This window comes from Fibrobacter sp. UWB3, from assembly GCF_002210405.1.
In the GTDB taxonomy this organism is placed as follows: domain Bacteria; phylum Fibrobacterota; class Fibrobacteria; order Fibrobacterales; family Fibrobacteraceae; genus Fibrobacter.
In genome coordinates this window covers 139,486-155,075 of sequence record NZ_MWQJ01000004.1, presented here as the reverse complement: position 1 = coordinate 155,075, position 15,590 = coordinate 139,486, and the positions used below count along the sequence as shown (strand labels likewise).

The window sequence follows — 15,590 nt, the reverse complement described above, 5'->3', positions numbered from 1 at the left end:
TTTCCAAATATTTCAAGTACTTAGCTGTTAATTATCCGAATCTTCCTCGTCAGAAGAGCCGATTTCGTTATCCAGGAGCTGGATTCCGGAACCAGAGTCGTAATTTTCAGCCTGTACATTCTGCAAACGAGAGCGTTCTTCCATTTCGTCGGCATCGGCATCGATCACTTGGACGTTCCTCAAGTGACGGGCACCAGTACCGCACGGAATAAGTCGACCCATAATCACGTTTTCCTTAAGACCCATGAGCGGATCCACGCAGCCTTCGATGGAGGCGCGGGTAAGGATTTTTTGGGTTTCCTGGAAGGAAGCTGCAGAAATGAAGCTGTCCGTTGCCAAGGAAGCCTTAGTGATACCAAGGAGCATCGGTTGATACTTAGCTTCAGCCTTACCGAGAGCGCGCAGACGTTCGTTTTCGGTACGGAGACGGGTCTTGGAAATTTCTTCGCCCGGCAAGAGATCCGATTCACCCGGATCCAGAATGCGGACCTTACGCATCATCTGACGAACGATACATTCGATGTGCTTATCTGCAATAGCCACACCTTGCAGGCGGTAAACTGCCTGGATTTCGTTCACCAAGTGGCGCTGCACATCCTCGGGTCCGAGAACGTCGAGGATATCGTGCGGGTCCACACTGCCTTCGCTGATCTTCTGACCAGCACGGACACGGTCACCGTCATTGACCGCCAGATGGATACCACGCGGAACCAGCACTTTCACTTCGTTGCCATCCATCTGCTGAATAATAACTTCTTGGTTGTTGCGCACTTCGTTACCGTACTTGACGAGACCGTCAACCGGTGCGATGAATGCCTTGTTCTTCGGAACGCGAGCTTCGAAGAGTTCAGCGACGCGCGGAAGACCACCGGTAATATCGCGGGTCTTACCAGCTGCACGCGGAAGCTTTGCGATAACCTGACCGGAAGTAACGCGGTCACCCTGATGCACGGCGAGGATAGCGCCGTCAGGCAACATGAAGTGGCCAACCTTTTCGCCACGGTCGTCGTTGATGACGATGACCGGACGCAATTGGTTCTTACCGTGCTGCTTGTCGCTGATGACGATCCACGTTTCGACGTCGGTCATTTCATCGCGTTCAATACGGTAAGTTCTGTTTTCAATAAGATTGCTAAATGCGATCGTACCGGACACGTTCGTGATAATCGGGCTGTTATACGGATCCCATTCGAACATGCTTTCGCCCTTCTTGACGGTAGCATTGTTTTCGACGTGCAAGATTGCACCGTACGGAATCTGGTAACGACCCTTGTTAATGCCGGTCGTATCGAAAATAACGAGTTCGCCCATACGGGAGACGACAACCTTCTGGCCTTCGTGGTCGACTGTTTCGACCTGTTCGAGTTCGATGTGGCCATCGACTGCAGCCTTCTTGTCGCTTTCAACCGTCAAACGGGAGGAAGCACCACCGATATGGAACGTACGGAGGGTAAGCTGCGTACCCGGTTCACCGATGGACTGTGCAGCAAGCACACCAACAGCTTCGCCGAGGTCAACCGGACGACCGGAAGCAAGCATACGGCCGTAGCACTTAGCGCAGACACCGTTCTTGGAATTACAGGTGAGCACAGAGCGCATCTTGATGTGTTCAAGACCCGTAGCAGAGATCTTCGGGAGGTCGCGTTCGGTTACGAGTTCGCCAGCCTTGACGATCACTTCGCCCGTCACCGGGTGCTTGATGTCATCGACCGGGGCGCGACCGAGGAGACGTTCTTCAAGAGGAATGACAGTATCGTCACCGTCCTTGAATGCAGAAACTTCGATACCATCGGTAGTTCCGCAGTCCGGTTCGGTAATCACGAGGTCCTGGCCCACGTCCACGAGACGACGGGTAAGGTAACCAGCGTCAGCCGTCTTAAGAGCGGTATCAGCAAGACCCTTACGAGCACCGTGAGACGAAATGAAGTATTCCATCACGTTCAAGCCTTCACGGAAGCAGGACTTAATCGGGTTTTCAATAACTTCCTGACCACCGAGCTGCTTGATCGGCTTCTGCATCAAACCACGCATACCGGACAGCTGCTTAATCTGTTCACGGCTACCACGAGCGCCGGAGTCAGCCATCATGTAGACCGGGTTGAAACCGTCACGGTCGTGAGAGAGCAAATCCCACTGCTTGGCTGCGACATCGGACGTCGTCTTGGACCACACGTCAATCGTCTGGTTATAACGTTCGCCGTCAGTAATGACACCGTCTTCGTAAAGGGCGCGAATCTTGGAAACCTGTTCGGCAGCCTTGTCGAGCATTTCCTGCTTTTCCTTCGGGATCACCATTTCGGCGATAGCCACAGAGGAACCAGCGCGAGTAGCCCACTTGTAACCGTTAGCCTTGAGGTCGTCGAGGTAGTCGACGGTCACGCGGTTGCCGGTACGACGATAGAGGTCGTCGATGGACTTTGCAATCACCTTCTTGCCGAAGGTTTCGTTGGCGTAGCCAAGAGCGTTCGGGACAAATTCGTTGAAGATGATACGGCCGACAGTCGTCTTGATGACGTTGTCTTCCTTAAGGGTAAGGAACTTAATCTTTTCGCCAGCCTTGACCTGGACTTCGAGATTGCCATTGTCATCAGCCATTTCGCGGATGCAGGTGCAATCCTTTTCGAGAGCGCCCATATAGATCTTGCGACCTGCCGGGAGCTTGAGGTAAACATTGGCGTTCAAATCCACGACGTCGTTTTCGTAAGCACGAACGGCTTCGGCCGGGTCGTAGAAGTGCATGCCTTCACCCTTGCGGTTCGGACGCGGCTTGGTGAGATAGTACAGACCAAGCACGATGTCCTGGCCCGGCACAGCGATCGGCTGACCGGAAGCCGGGTGAAGAATGTTGTTCGAAGAAAGCATCAACACGCGGCATTCGAGCTGAGTTTCGAAGCTCAGCGGAAGATGGCAAGCCATCTGGTCACCGTCGAAGTCAGCGTTGAATGCTGTACAGACGAGCGGGTGGAGGCGAATCGCGTTACCTTCGATGAGCTTCGGATAGAATGCCTGGATACCCAGGCGGTGAAGCGTCGGAGCGCGGTTCAACATGACCGGGTGGTCTTCAATAATCTGTTCGAGAATGTCCCAAACTTCAGGACGTTCTGCGTCAACGTACTTCTTAGCAGACTTGAGCGTGTAGACAATGCCTTCTTCTTCCAAGCGCTGGATGATGAACGGCTTGTAAAGTTCAAGAGCCATGCGCTTCGGGAGACCGCACTGGTGCATGCGAAGTTCCGGTCCCACGACAATCACGGAACGGCCGGAATAGTCCACACGCTTACCGAGCAAGTTCATACGGAAGCGGCCCTGCTTACCCTTGAGGAGTTCAGCGAGGCTCTTGAGCGGACGTGCAGAACCTGCACGAGCGGTGCGGCGGCCGCTATCGAACAACTGGTCGACAGCTTCCTGGAGCATACGCTTTTCGTTGCAGAGAATCACGTTAGGGGCACGGATGTCAATCAACTTTTTCAAGCGGTTGTTGCGGTTGATGACACGGCGATAGAGTTCGTTCAAGTCGGAGGTAGCAAAGCGGCCACCTTCGAGCGGTACGAGCGGACGAAGATCAGGCGGGATAACCGGAAGAACGTCGAGGATCATCCAGGACGGCTGGTTAGCGAGCAAGCGTGCTTCGTTCGGATACTTGTGGCGGAATTCTTCGTAGGCGTCGGCAAGCACAAAGTCGGAGTGCTTGGCTTCGTAGTCTACCTTGAATTCGGCAACAGCTTCGGCAAGACCCTTGAGCCAGGCCTTGCTTGCGTCGCGGGCCGGATCCGGATTCTTGTAGTAGCTGCGGAAGCTTTCCATCTGGGACTTCTTGAAGGCTTCGACGACCTTGAGGCGCTTCACGGCGTCGTCCTGCTTAGTCTTGGACTTGGAAGTAGCCTGCAAGCGGAGTTCTTCGGAGAGCTTGGTCAAGTCGACGCGGTCGAGCAACTGCTTGATAGCAGATGCGCCCATCTTGGCTTCAAATTCACGGCCTTCGGCAACGAGGTCCTGATACTGAGCTTCGTCGATCAGGGAGTTCGGTTCGAGGTCGGTCGTACCCGGATCAATCACCACGTACTTTTCGTAGTAGATGATATGGTCGAGGTCCTTAGTATTGAGGTTGAGGAGTGCACCGATGACGCACGGCTGGTTACGGACGAACCAGGTGTGGGTCAGAGGGATAGCAAGTTCGATGTGGCCCATGCGTTCGCGACGGACCTTGGAGTGAGTCACTTCAACGCCGCAACGGTCGCAGATGACGCCCTTGTAGCGGATGCGCTTGAACTTACCGCAGTTGCATTCCCAGTTCTTAACCGGTCCAAAGATCTTTTCGCAGAAAAGACCATCCTTTTCAGGCTTGAAGGAACGGTAGTTAATCGTTTCCGGCTTTGTCACTTCGCCATAGGACCAGTAACGGATCAGGTCCGGAGAGGCGAGATGAATAGAAATGTCGCCAAACTGTTCAGTCATTTCTTCAGCCATAATTACTTGTCTCCAGTGGTCTCGATATCAAGACCCAAAGAATGAACTTCGCGAATCATAACATTGAAGGATTCAGGGATACCCGGCTTCGGAGTATTCTGACCCTTGACAATGGCGTCATAGACCTTGGAACGGCCCTGCACATCGTCAGACTTGACGGTGAGGAGTTCCTGCAACGTATAAGCGGCGCCGTAAGCTTCCATAGCCCACACTTCCATTTCACCGAAGCGCTGGCCACCGAACTGGCTCTTACCGCCAAGCGGCTGCTGCGTCACGAGAGCGTAGCTACCGATAGAACGTGCGTGGATCTTGTCGTCGACCAAGTGACCGAGCTTGAGGTAGTACATGTAACCGATGGTCACCGGGTTCAAGAGGGCTTCACCGGTCTTGCCGTCGTAAAGCTTGGCCTTACCGATAATCTTGTTGTTATCCGGATCCATTTCGTAGTTCACGATCGGGTTCTTCTGGTAAGCCTTTTCGAGTTCCTTGCAGATATCTTCGAACTTGGCACCGTCGAACACAGGAGTCGTCACCTTGAAGCCGAGAGTCTTTGCAGCCCAGCCCAAGTGAACTTCAAGCACCTGACCGATGTTCATACGAGAAGGCACGCCCAGCGGGTTCAGAAGAATCTGGAGCGGACGACCGTCTTCAGTGAACGGCATGTCTTCGACCGGAACGATTCTCGAGACGACACCCTTGTTACCGTGGCGACCTGCCATCTTGTCACCGATGGAGAGGCAGCGCTTCTTCGCGATGTAGACCTTGACGCTCTTGAGAACACCCGGCTTGAGTTCATCACCCTTCGTGACCTTGTCGATTTCCTTTTCCATCGTGCGGGTAAGGGTATCGAGGTTGTCGCGGGCAACGAGAACGAGAGAGAGCACCTTGTCCTGGAGGTCATCGTCATCCACAACGAATGTGGAGAGCGGAGAGACCTTCGTCACATCGATGAGTCTGAGGTTCTGTTCGTTATAAGTCTGACCTTCGCGGATGAGGAGTTCGTGAGTTTCGTTGTCCATGACCTTGCCAGCAGACTTGCCTGCGAGGAGGTCGAACAAGTGTTCACGGCATGCATCCTTGATGCGGTCGATCTGGCTCTGGAAATTCTGACGAATTTCTTCGATCGTTTCCTGATCCTTTTCCTTGCTCTTCTTGTCGGCCTTGTCCTTCTTGCTGAAGATACGGGTTTCGAGCACGACGCCCTTCATTCCCGGAGGAGCCTTGAGGGAAGAGTCACGCACATCGCCGGCCTTTTCGCCGAAGATGGCACGGAGCAAACGTTCTTCCGGAGTGAGTTCGGTTTCGCCCTTCGGGGTAACCTTACCGACGAGGATATCGTCCGGACCGACTTCAGCACCGACGCGGATCACGCCGTTTTCGTCGAGGTTGCGGAGAGCGTCTTCACCGACGTTCGGAATTTCACGAGTCAATTCTTCCGGACCGCGCTTGGTGTCGCGGACTTCCATTTCGTATTCTTCGATATGGATAGAAGTGAACGTGTCCTTGATGGCAAGTTCTTCGGAGATAATGACAGCGTCTTCGTAGTTATAACCGTTCCACGGGAGGAAGCCGATGAGGATGTTCTTACCGAGAGCGAGTTCGCCGTGGTCGGTAGAAACACCGTCAGCCAAGACGTCGCCGACCTTCACGAAGTCGCCAACGTTCACGATCGGCTTCTGGTTGATGCAGGAATCCTGGTTGGAACGTTCAAACTTGCGGAGCGTGTATTCGTCAATCGGATCCTTGCCGAGGAATTCATAGTTTTCGCCAAGGCCAGTGAGCGGTTCAAATACGCCGTTCACCATCTTGCCGCGCTGCACAGTGATGTTGCGAGCGTCAACAAACGTGACCTTACCGTCGTGCTTTGCACGGACAACCGTACCCGAGTCAAGAGCGGCACGGCGTTCGAGGCCAGTACCCACGACCGGAGCTTCGGCGCGGAGCAGAGGCACAGCCTGGCGCTGCATGTTAGAACCCATCAATGCACGGTTAGCGTCATCGTGTTCAAGGAACGGGATAAGGCCTGCTGCGACAGACACGATCTGCATCGGGGCCACGTCCATGAGGTCGATACGTTCGGTTTCATTGTCGCCAATAGCGATGGAGTCCTGCTTCATCAAGTGCGGGTATTCACTCTTGTCGCGGACGATGACATAGCCGTCCATGTCGCCCTTGAAGCGGTTGTTTTCGTCAAGTTCGGTAGAAGCCGGAGCGACCTTGAAGGAGTCTTCTTCGTCTGCAGTGAGGTAGCTGATGTAGTCGGAAACGATCTGTTCCACGACGTCGCCCACCTGCACGTAGTCCGGAGTGCCGTCGAAATCGTCGAGGGCAAAGCCGTTCTTGCTGTAAGAAACGTTACCGTCGGCATCCTTGAGCTGGAACACCTTGTTCACGAAGCCTTCGAACAATTCGCGCTGGCGGTTGTCGAGGTTCAAGCGGACAGTGTCGATTTCCTTCTGGGTGAGTTCAAGTTCCACGAAGAGGTGCGGATCATGAACGAAGCCCTTGAAGATGCCGAAATGCCACTTTTCTTCCGGGAAGTAGCACTTGTTGCCCTGAGCGTCCTTGAATTCAACGAGACCCACAATACGGTACGGAGTTTCGATGAAGCCGAAGTGGTTCACCACGGCGTAAGATGCGAGGGAGTTGATAAGACCGATGTTCGGACCTTCCGGAGTTTCAATCGGGCAGAGACGGCCATAGTGCGTGTAGTGAACGTCACGGACTTCGAAGCCTGCACGTTCACGGGTAAGACCACCAGGACCGAGAGCGGAGAGACGACGCTTGTGAGTAAGTTCAGAAAGCGGGTTCATCTGGTCCATGAACTGGGACAACTGGCTCTGGCCAAAGAATGCCTGGACGACAGTAGAGACCATGCGAGTATTCACGAGTTCGCGCGGAGTCGTCTGTTCTTCTTCGGAATGGAGAGAAAGGTTTTCGCGGATGACGCGAGACATACGGGAGAGGCCGACGGAAATCTGACCGGCAAGGAGTTCGCCCACGGAACGTGTACGACGGTTGCCCAAGTGGTCGATATCGTCAAGAGTATAGCCTTCGTCGCCGTTGAAGAGGCCGACCATGTATTCGATGATAGCGAGGAAGTCAGTCTTGCTCATCGTCATCTGGGTCACAGACGGCATCTTGAATTCGTTGACGCGGTCGAAGCGTTCAGCAACTTCCTTAACCTTGGCAAGAATAGCAGCGGTGTAAACCTTTGCGTTCAAGCGGTAACGACCAACTTCGCCAAGATCGTACTTGTGCGGGTCGTTGAGGAAGAGTTCGTCGAAGTAGCGTTCGGCGGTCTGGAGGTTCGGAGCTTCTTCCTGCTGCTGGTGGGTCACGGAGTAAACAGCCTTGAGGGCGTCTTCGCGGGACTTCGTCTTATCGGCAGCGAGCGTGTAGTGGATGAGGAGGTTGTCTTCTTCCTTGGAAAGCACGGTGATCTTTTCGACACTGCTTTCGCGGAGGCGTTCGAGCTTCTTGTCGTCGATGACAGTGTTAGCTTCGAGGATGATTTCACCCGTTTCTTCGTCAACGACATCATTGAAGATGATGCGGTTGATGAGGGTGCAGACACCTTCCTTGTCAAAGTCATTGAATGCGGCATCGTCGAGAACGATTTCGTCAGTCTTCTTGTAGAAGAGGTTCAGGATGTCCTGAGTCGTTTCGAAGCCGATGCAGCGAAGCATAGCGGTAGCGGCGATCTTCTTTTTGCGGTCGATGATGAGGTAAAGTATGTCGCCTTCGGTGTTGAATTCAACCCATGCGCCGCGGTGCGGAATAATACGGCTCTTGTAGTCGGAGCGGCCGTTGGGTTGCATTTCTTCGTCAAAGCTCACACCAGGAGAACGGTGCAACTGCGAAACGACGACGCGTTCGGCGCCGTTAATGATAAACGTTCCGTTCTCGGTCATGATAGGAAGTTCGCAAACCAAGACATCGTTCTTGATTTCTTCCTTGAGCTTGCTTTCTTCTCCGTCCTTTTCGAACACCTGGAGGGAGAGAGTTGCAAAAAGTTCCATGGAATACGTGAGACCGCGCTCACGGCATTCGGGGATGCTGTATTTCGGGATGCCGAAATAATATCCTTCATACTTCAAGGAATACAGATCCTTGTCATCGGTGATCGGGAAGATATCGCGGAACACGCGTTCAAGCCCGACGTTCATCCTTTTTTCTTGCGGAATGTCCTTTTGAAGGAATTGCTCGTACGAAGCCTTCTGGACTTCGATCAGGTACGGGAGTTCCAGGTGGAACTTGTTGGAGGAATAAGACTTTCGCTCCGTCGTCATTAGAAATACCTCATCCGGTGAAGAGCCTAATAATAGTCAAAAAACACCAAAAGCCCGCACTGTTGTGCAGGCAATTGGTAAGGAAGAATTAATGCAGCAAAAGCATTACTTAAGGGTAACCTTTGCTCCGAGTTCTTCGAGTTTCTTCTTGAGAGCTTCGGCGTCAGCCTTCGGTGCAGCTTCCTTGATGACGCTGTTGGCAGTTTCGACGACCTTCTTAGCTTCAGCGAGGCCGAGACCCGTGATAGCGCGAACTTCCTTGAGGATAGCCATCTTCTTGGCCGGATCGATTTCGGCGAGGATGACGTCGAATTCGGTCTTTTCTTCAGCAGGAGCTGCAGCAGCTGCAGCCATAACTACAGCGCCACCGGCAGCGGCTTCGATGCCGTGGGTTTCTTTAAGGTAGTCAGCCAAAGCCTTGGCTTCGAGAAGGGTAAGACCAACGATTTGATCGCCCAATGCCTTGATATCAGTTGCCATGATGTGTTTCTCCGATTATTCCGTTTAAAATTTTTGGTTTGTGGTTTGTTGTTAAGCTTCCGCTGCAGCAGGGGCTGCTTCGGAACCCGATTCTTTTTCCAGTTTTTCCTGGAGGGTCTTGAGCTGACCGGCGATCGTGGAGCCAGGTCCGAGAGCGATAGAGACGATCATTGCGATCATGCCCTTACGATCCGGAATCTTGGAGAGGTTCACGACTTCGGAGCCCGGCATTGCCTTGCCATCAAGGTAAATGCTCTTGGCAACCAAGAAATCAGGGTTTGCTTTGTGGAATGCTTCAATTTCGCGAGCCGGCAGGAGCGGGTCTTCTTCGAAACCGACCATCACAGACGTTGCGCCAGTGAGGGAATCGTTGAGACCTTCAACCTTGAGTGCTTCGAGAACGCGCTTGAGAAGAGTGTTCTTCACAGCGTGGTACTTGACACCCTTAGCAGCGAGGGCCTTGCGGAGGGCATTGTCCTTGTCGACAGTGATGCCCTGGAAATTGAGCAGATAGACGGCGGTAGCGCCCTTGAAGGACTCGACGAGCGCGTCCACGGTCTGTTGTTTTTTAACTACAGCTTTCATGGTTTCTCCTAGCGCGTCAGTGCCATATCAAGTTTGATGCCCGGGGCCATCGTAGCCGTCAATGTGAGGCTCTTGATGTAAGTGCCCTTAGAAGATTGAGGCTTGTTCTTCACAACAGAGTCGATGACAGACTTCGTGTTTTCAACGAGCTGATCGGCAGTGAAGGAAAGCTTGCCAACCGGAGCGTGGACGTTAGCGCCCTTGTCAACGCGGTAGGAAATCTTACCGGCCTTGAGTTCCTTGACGGTCTGAGCGACGTTAACAGTCACCGTACCAGCCTTGGGGCTCGGCATCATACCACGAGGACCGAGGACACGTGCGACCTTACTAATCACCGGCATCATGTCGGGAGTAGCAACGACGGCGTCGAAATCCAGCCAGCCTTCCTGAATCTTCTGAACCAAGTCGGCACCACCAGCGTAGTCAGCACCTGCGGCTTTGGCAACTTCAAGGTTGTTGTCCTTGCAGAACACCAAGACGCGGACCTGACGACCGGTACCATGCGGAAGCACGACAGTGCCACGAACCACTTGGTCGGAATGTTTTGGGTCCACACCGAGATTGAAGTGTACTTCGACCGTCTGGTCGAACTTCAATTCGGACTTTTTGAGTATTTCGATTGCTTCCTTCAAATCGTACGCCTTGGTGCGATCGAAAGATTCAGCAATCTTTTTGTATTTTTTTCCTCTGAACATGAAATTTTCCTGTCAGATACGTAACGGTGAATTACCTGCCTCAGTCAACCACTTCAATACCCATGGAACGAGCAGTGCCCGCAACCATGCGCTTGGCGGCTTCGAGGTCGATTGTGTTTAGATCCGGCATCTTCTTTTGGGCGATTTCCGTGATCTGGGCTTGAGTGATCTTGCCAACTTTCTTACGGTTGGGTTCACCAGAGCCGCTCTGCACGCCAGTAGCCTTCTTGATGAGGGCCGGAACCGGCGAGACCTTCGTGATGAAGGTGAAGCTCTTGTCAGCGTAGACCGTGATGACGACCGGCACAATCATGCCCTTGTCATTCTGGGTCTTAGCGTTAAACTGTTTGCAGAACTCCATGATGTTCACGCCCTTCTGACCAAGGGCAGGACCTACCGGAGGAGCTGGGTTAGCTGCGCCACCGGGAATCTGGAGCTTAATATAACCTGTGATTTTCTTTGCCACTGTATTATCTCCGTTTCAAAGACCGTAATCAATTATGCGTCGGCGGATTCAACCTGGTTAAAGGCGAGTTCGACTGGCGTAGAACGACCAAAAACGGAAACCATGACCTTGATCTTGGCTTCCATAATTTCATCTACGACGCCCACAAAGCCCTTGAACGGACCTTCCTTGATGCAGACATTTTCGCCAATTGTATACGGAATTTGGATCTCGCCTTCGATGGAGTTTTCAGGATCAACACCCAGAAGACGATCGACCTCGCTCTGACGAAGCGGAATAGGTACTCGAGAAGCGCGAGTCATTCCGCCGAAATGGGTGACACCATTGATGGTGGACACCAGGTGCTGGGTGAGCTCGTCCAGCTCCATTTCAATAATGATATATGCAGGAAACAAATTTTGGACGCTTACCCGACGCTTACCGCGAACGTTGGAAACAACTTCGCGAGTAGGCACGATAATACGTCCAAATTTATCTTGAACGCCTTCGCGCTCAATCATTTGCTCAAGGCGTTTCTTGATATTGTTTTCTTGACCGGTAAAGGTGTGAACGGCATACCACTGCATGGACATACACTAACCTCTACCCATGATGAAATTGACAATCCAAGAGAGCACAAAGTCGAGCCCTGCAATATAGAATCCCATGATAACGCTGAAAAGCATTACAACAAGAGTAGAACCTTTAAGCTCTTCCCAAGTGGGCCAAGTAACCTGTTTCAGTTCTTGGACAGATTCTGATACATATTGCTGAACCTTACGCATTTTTTCTCCGGGAAGTGAGCAGGTCGAGAGGGACTCGAACCCCCAACCAACGGTTTTGGAGACCGTGACTCTACCAATTGAGCTATCGACCTATTCGGACTTCCTTACTTGGATTCCTTGTGAACAGTATGCTTGCGGCAGAAGCGGCAGTACTTCTTGTATTCCACGCGGGAAGGATGAAGACGCTTGTTCTTGTCGCAATCATAGTTGCGCTGATTGCATTCTGTGCATTCAAGCACGATGAGTTCTCTAGGCATTTTTAATCCTGATTACTTGATGATTTCGGTTACAGAACCTGCACCAACCGTGCGGCCACCTTCACGGATAGCGAAGCGGAGCTGCTTTTCCATAGCGATCGGAGCGATGAGGTTCACGTGAATCGTGACCGTGTCACCCGGAGTAACCATTTCGACACCTTCCGGGAGCTGGATCGTACCAGTAACGTCGGTGGTGCGGAAGTAGAACTGCGGACGGTAGCCATTCATGAACGGCGTGTGACGGCCACCTTCGTCCTTCGTGAGAACGTAGATTTCAGCCTTAAATTCGGTGTGCGGAGTGACAGACTTCGGAGCTGCGAGCACCATGCCACGGACGATGTCCTTCTTTTCAGCGCCACGGAGGAGGAGGCCAACGTTATCACCGGCCTGAGCGTCATCGAGGAGCTTACGGAACATTTCAACACCGGTAATGACGTATTCGGTGGTTTCACCGAGACCGATACGTTCGACCTTGTCGTTCAAGCGAACGACACCGCGTTCGATACGGCCAGTAGCGACAGTGCCGCGGCCAGTAATCGTGAACACGTCTTCGATCGGCATGAGGAACGGCTTGTCGGTATCGCGCTGCGGGAGCGGGATGTAGGTGTCGCAAGCGTCCATGAGTTCCATGATCTTGTCCTGGTATTCCGGATCGCCTTCAAGAGCCTTGAGAGCGGAACCGCGGATGATCGGGGTGTTGTCACCGTCAAAGTCATACTTGGACAGAAGTTCGCGGACTTCCATTTCGACGAGGTCGAGAATTTCGGCATCGTCAACCATGTCGCACTTGTTCATGAACACGACGATCTTCGGCACGCCAACCTGGTGTGCAAGAAGGATGTGTTCGCGAGTCTGCGGCATCGGGCCGTCAGTAGCAGCAACGACGAGGATAGCGCCGTCCATCTGAGCAGCACCAGTCACCATGTTCTTCACATAGTCAGCATGCCCCGGGCAGTCGACGTGTGCGTAGTGACGGTTAGCGGTGGTGTATTCGACGTGAGAAGTATTGATCGTGATACCACGAGCCTTTTCTTCCGGAGCGTTGTCGATTTCATCGAAACGCTTTGCAGCGGCGAGACCCTTAGCAGCGAGAGTCGTGCAGATTGCTGCAGTAAGAGTGGTTTTACCGTGGTCAACGTGACCGATGGTGCCGATGTTGCAATGCGGCTTACTTCTGTCAAAATGTTCTTTTGCCATTATTCTATCTCCATTTTAGTGAGAGCCCAGATCGGGAGTCGGACCCGAGACCTCTTCCTTACCAAGGAAGTGCTCTACCACTGAGCTACCTGGGCATAAGCCCTACGATGCCTTAGACACCGTAGGGCTGATTGTCGTGGGCCGTCGTGGTTTCGAACCACGGTAGGCGTAAGCCAACGGATTTACAGTCCGTCCCCTTTAACCACTCGGGCAACGACCCATTATGTAAAGCCAAAGATAGGAATCGAACCTACGACCGGCTGATTACAAATCAGCTGCTCTACCAGCTGAGCTACTTTGGCGCTTCTCGCCTCAGTTCACTTGAGGAACTAAAGCGTGGCAAATTTAATAAGATTTACCTGGTCTTGTCAACAAGAATTGCGTTTTTTCTTGAAAAAAAATGAAATTTTTCAAAATACACGTAAACAAACTAGCGTAAAGAGTGTTAGTTGAGTGTTGATAGATTTTTAAGTGAAAAAATGAGCACTAATTTTTGGAAATTTTTCTATATTTGTCTCGTAAATTACACTAACACAAGGAGATGCCTGCTCGGCGGCAGGCATGACAGAGTACAATAAGCAAACCCTTTTAGCTTTTCTAATTTGTTGTTCGAACTTAATCCACCCCCTATATAATTACACATGGAAAACAATTTTTCTTTCAAGACCCGCATTCAAGTCCGCTATGCAGAAACAGACGCCATGGGCGTCGTACACCACGCCACCTACCCCATTTGGTTTGAACAGGCCCGCGTGGACTTTTTCCGCGCTGTAGGCGCCCCCTACGACGAAGTGGAACGCGAAGGGTTCGCAAGCCCGGTTCTCGAACTCAACGTGCAATACAAGCGCCCGTGCCGTTTTGGCGACTTTGTCGATGTTGAAACAAAGCTCGTACACGATGGACGCTGCAAGTACAAATTCCTCTACCAGGTGACCTTGAACGGCGAACTCTGCACAACCGGTTATTCCGTACACGTATTCACGAAGGGCGGAGTCCCGACACGCGAAAAGCCCGAATGCATCAAGAAAGTCGAAGACAAGATCTTTAGCGATTAATTTTTATATAGTATAACCATGGACGCCCCTTTAGCAGAACGCCTACGCCCGCAAAACCTGGACGAGTTTCTCGGACAGAACAAGATTCTTGGACAGCAGAGCCTGTTGCGCAAGAGTCTTGAAAACGACTCTATCCCCAGCATGATTTTCTGGGGACCTCCGGGTTGCGGAAAGACGAGCCTTGCCCACGTCATCAAGCAGCATACCAAGAAGCGTTTTGTCGCGCTCTCGGCAGTTGCAAGCGGCGTGAAGGAAGTCAAGGAAGTTCTCGCAGACGCTCGCCAGATGAAGCACGCGTTCATGGACACGATACTCTTCATCGACGAAATCCACCGCTTTAACAAAGGCCAGCAAGATGCATTGCTTGGCGCCGTGGAAGACGGCACAGTGACGCTCATTGGCGCCACAACGGAAAACCCGGGTTTCGAGGTGAACGGGGCTTTGCTCAGCCGTTGCCAGCTGATCCTTTTTGCGCCATTAAGCAAAGAAGATTTACGCACTTTGATTTTCAGCGCATTGCGCGACCACCCACGCGGTTTACAGCTCAAGGATGTTGAAGTCGAAGACGCCGTTGTAGATAAGCTCATTGCACAGTCCGAAGGCGATGCAAGATTCTTGCTAAACCAGCTTGAATGGATTGGCAAGAACCTCGGCGACAATAAGAAAATTGACGAGAAGCTTCTCGAAGAATTCCAGTACAAGAAGCCCCTGCGCTACGACAAAAGCGGAGAAGAGCATTACAACCTGATTTCGGCATTGCACAAGTCCGTGCGCGGTTCCGACCCGGATGCTGCTCTTTACTGGCTCCACAGAATGTTACAGGGCGGCGAAGACCCGCGATTCATTTTGCGCCGTCTGATGCGCATGAGCATGGAAGATGTAGGCCTTGCAGACCCGAACGCACTTTTGCTTGCGACAAGCGCTCGCGAAGCATACGATTTTATGGGCATCCCGGAAGGCTTGATCGCACTCGACGAGCTCGCCATTTACTTGGCGCTTGCACCCAAGAGCAACAGCGTTGAACTTGCGGGAATGAAGGCCGATTCCATCGTGAAGCAGACCGGTACGCTCCCCGTGCCACGCGCCTACCGCAATTCCGTGACCCGCGTCGGGAAACAGCTCGGCTACGGGAACGGCTACGAGTACGACCACGACAGCCCGGGCGGATATTCTGCACAGGAGCACTTGCCCACGCAACTTGTCGGCACGACGATTTACGAACCCAAGCCGTATGGACGCGAAAAGGCGCTCGGTGAAAAACTCGCGCAGTTGAAGCAACTTAAAAAGGAACGCAACGAGCGAGAAGGAAAGTAAGGGAGATGCCCGCTCAGT

Annotated in this window: 12 protein-coding genes and 4 tRNA genes; 2 read left to right on the top strand and 14 right to left on the bottom strand. The window is 52.6% G+C overall.

Going from position 1 to position 15,590, the window contains the following annotated elements; all coding sequences use genetic code 11:
• Window positions 1-27: 27 nt before the first annotated feature.
• From rpoC to B7991_RS06330, 14 genes are all read right to left on the bottom strand, one after another.
• The gene (gene rpoC, locus B7991_RS06395; RefSeq protein WP_088630088.1) at window positions 28-4,467 is read right to left on the bottom strand and encodes a DNA-directed RNA polymerase subunit beta'; all 4,440 of its coding nucleotides are present in this window, start codon (window positions 4,465-4,467) and stop codon (window positions 28-30) included.
• Between the two features lie 2 nt (window positions 4,468-4,469).
• A complete protein-coding gene (gene rpoB, locus B7991_RS06390; RefSeq protein ID WP_088630087.1) occupies window positions 4,470-8,759 on the bottom strand; it encodes a DNA-directed RNA polymerase subunit beta in 4,290 nt (1,429 codons plus the stop codon).
• Window positions 8,760-8,864: 105 nt separating this feature from the next.
• Window positions 8,865-9,239, bottom strand: coding sequence for a 50S ribosomal protein L7/L12 (gene rplL, locus B7991_RS06385; RefSeq protein WP_015731969.1), 375 nt, complete (start codon window positions 9,237-9,239; stop codon window positions 8,865-8,867).
• 51 nt (window positions 9,240-9,290) lie between these two features.
• The gene (gene rplJ / locus B7991_RS06380) at window positions 9,291-9,824 is read right to left on the bottom strand and encodes a 50S ribosomal protein L10 (protein WP_014545988.1); all 534 of its coding nucleotides are present in this window, start codon (window positions 9,822-9,824) and stop codon (window positions 9,291-9,293) included.
• Between the two features lie 8 nt (window positions 9,825-9,832).
• On the bottom strand, window positions 9,833-10,519 hold the full coding sequence (gene rplA / locus B7991_RS06375) for a 50S ribosomal protein L1 (RefSeq protein ID WP_014545989.1): 687 nt from the start codon (window positions 10,517-10,519) through the stop codon (window positions 9,833-9,835).
• Between the two features lie 40 nt (window positions 10,520-10,559).
• A complete protein-coding gene (gene rplK / locus B7991_RS06370) occupies window positions 10,560-10,985 on the bottom strand; it encodes a 50S ribosomal protein L11 (RefSeq protein WP_014545990.1) in 426 nt (141 codons plus the stop codon).
• Window positions 10,986-11,017: 32 nt separating this feature from the next.
• Window positions 11,018-11,557, bottom strand: coding sequence for a transcription termination/antitermination protein NusG (gene nusG / locus B7991_RS06365; RefSeq protein WP_088630086.1), 540 nt, complete (start codon window positions 11,555-11,557; stop codon window positions 11,018-11,020).
• Window positions 11,558-11,560: 3 nt separating this feature from the next.
• Window positions 11,561-11,749 carry a preprotein translocase subunit SecE gene (gene secE, locus B7991_RS06360; RefSeq protein WP_014545992.1) on the bottom strand — a complete coding sequence of 63 codons (189 nt, stop codon included), beginning with the start codon at window positions 11,747-11,749 and terminating at the stop codon, window positions 11,561-11,563.
• Between the two features lie 19 nt (window positions 11,750-11,768).
• A tRNA-Trp gene (locus tag B7991_RS06355) sits at window positions 11,769-11,841 on the bottom strand.
• 12 nt (window positions 11,842-11,853) lie between these two features.
• Entirely contained in the window at window positions 11,854-12,006 is a 153-nt protein-coding gene (gene rpmG, locus B7991_RS06350; protein WP_014545993.1) for a 50S ribosomal protein L33, read from the bottom strand.
• Between the two features lie 12 nt (window positions 12,007-12,018).
• Window positions 12,019-13,203 carry an elongation factor Tu gene (gene tuf / locus B7991_RS06345; RefSeq protein ID WP_085491737.1) on the bottom strand — a complete coding sequence of 395 codons (1,185 nt, stop codon included), beginning with the start codon at window positions 13,201-13,203 and terminating at the stop codon, window positions 12,019-12,021.
• A 23-nt stretch (window positions 13,204-13,226) separates the two neighbouring features.
• Window positions 13,227-13,298 (bottom strand) — tRNA-Thr (locus B7991_RS06340).
• Between the two features lie 42 nt (window positions 13,299-13,340).
• A tRNA-Tyr gene (locus B7991_RS06335) sits at window positions 13,341-13,423 on the bottom strand.
• Between the two features lie 9 nt (window positions 13,424-13,432).
• A tRNA-Thr gene (locus B7991_RS06330) sits at window positions 13,433-13,505 on the bottom strand.
• A gap of 339 nt (window positions 13,506-13,844) precedes the next feature.
• On the opposite strand from B7991_RS06330, the gene B7991_RS06325 reads away from it, so the two are divergent.
• Together B7991_RS06325 and B7991_RS06320 are read left to right on the top strand one after the other, a co-directional pair.
• Entirely contained in the window at window positions 13,845-14,258 is a 414-nt protein-coding gene (locus B7991_RS06325) for a thioesterase family protein (protein WP_088630085.1), read from the top strand.
• A gap of 18 nt (window positions 14,259-14,276) precedes the next feature.
• A complete protein-coding gene (locus tag B7991_RS06320) occupies window positions 14,277-15,572 on the top strand; it encodes a replication-associated recombination protein A (RefSeq protein WP_088630084.1) in 1,296 nt (431 codons plus the stop codon).
• Window positions 15,573-15,590 lie beyond the last annotated feature (18 nt).

Bases quoted from the DNA above. Each gene is read 5' to 3' on its own strand.
- rplL (WP_015731969.1), bottom strand. From the start codon at position 9,239: ATGGCAACTGATATCAAGGCATTGGGCGATCAAATCGTTGGTCTTACC.
- nusG (WP_088630086.1), bottom strand. From the start codon at position 11,557: ATGTCCATGCAGTGGTATGCCGTTCACACCTTTACCGGTCAAGAAAAC.
- B7991_RS06320 (WP_088630084.1), top strand. From the start codon at position 14,277: ATGGACGCCCCTTTAGCAGAACGCCTACGCCCGCAAAACCTGGACGAG.
- rpmG (WP_014545993.1), bottom strand. From the start codon at position 12,006: ATGCCTAGAGAACTCATCGTGCTTGAATGCACAGAATGCAATCAGCGC.
- B7991_RS06325 (WP_088630085.1), top strand. From the start codon at position 13,845: ATGGAAAACAATTTTTCTTTCAAGACCCGCATTCAAGTCCGCTATGCA.
- rpoC (WP_088630088.1), bottom strand. From the start codon at position 4,467: ATGGCTGAAGAAATGACTGAACAGTTTGGCGACATTTCTATTCATCTC.
- rplA (WP_014545989.1), bottom strand. From the start codon at position 10,519: ATGTTCAGAGGAAAAAAATACAAAAAGATTGCTGAATCTTTCGATCGC.
- rplJ (WP_014545988.1), bottom strand. From the start codon at position 9,824: ATGAAAGCTGTAGTTAAAAAACAACAGACCGTGGACGCGCTCGTCGAG.
- tuf (WP_085491737.1), bottom strand. From the start codon at position 13,203: ATGGCAAAAGAACATTTTGACAGAAGTAAGCCGCATTGCAACATCGGC.
- rpoB (WP_088630087.1), bottom strand. From the start codon at position 8,759: ATGACGACGGAGCGAAAGTCTTATTCCTCCAACAAGTTCCACCTGGAA.
- secE (WP_014545992.1), bottom strand. From the start codon at position 11,749: ATGCGTAAGGTTCAGCAATATGTATCAGAATCTGTCCAAGAACTGAAA.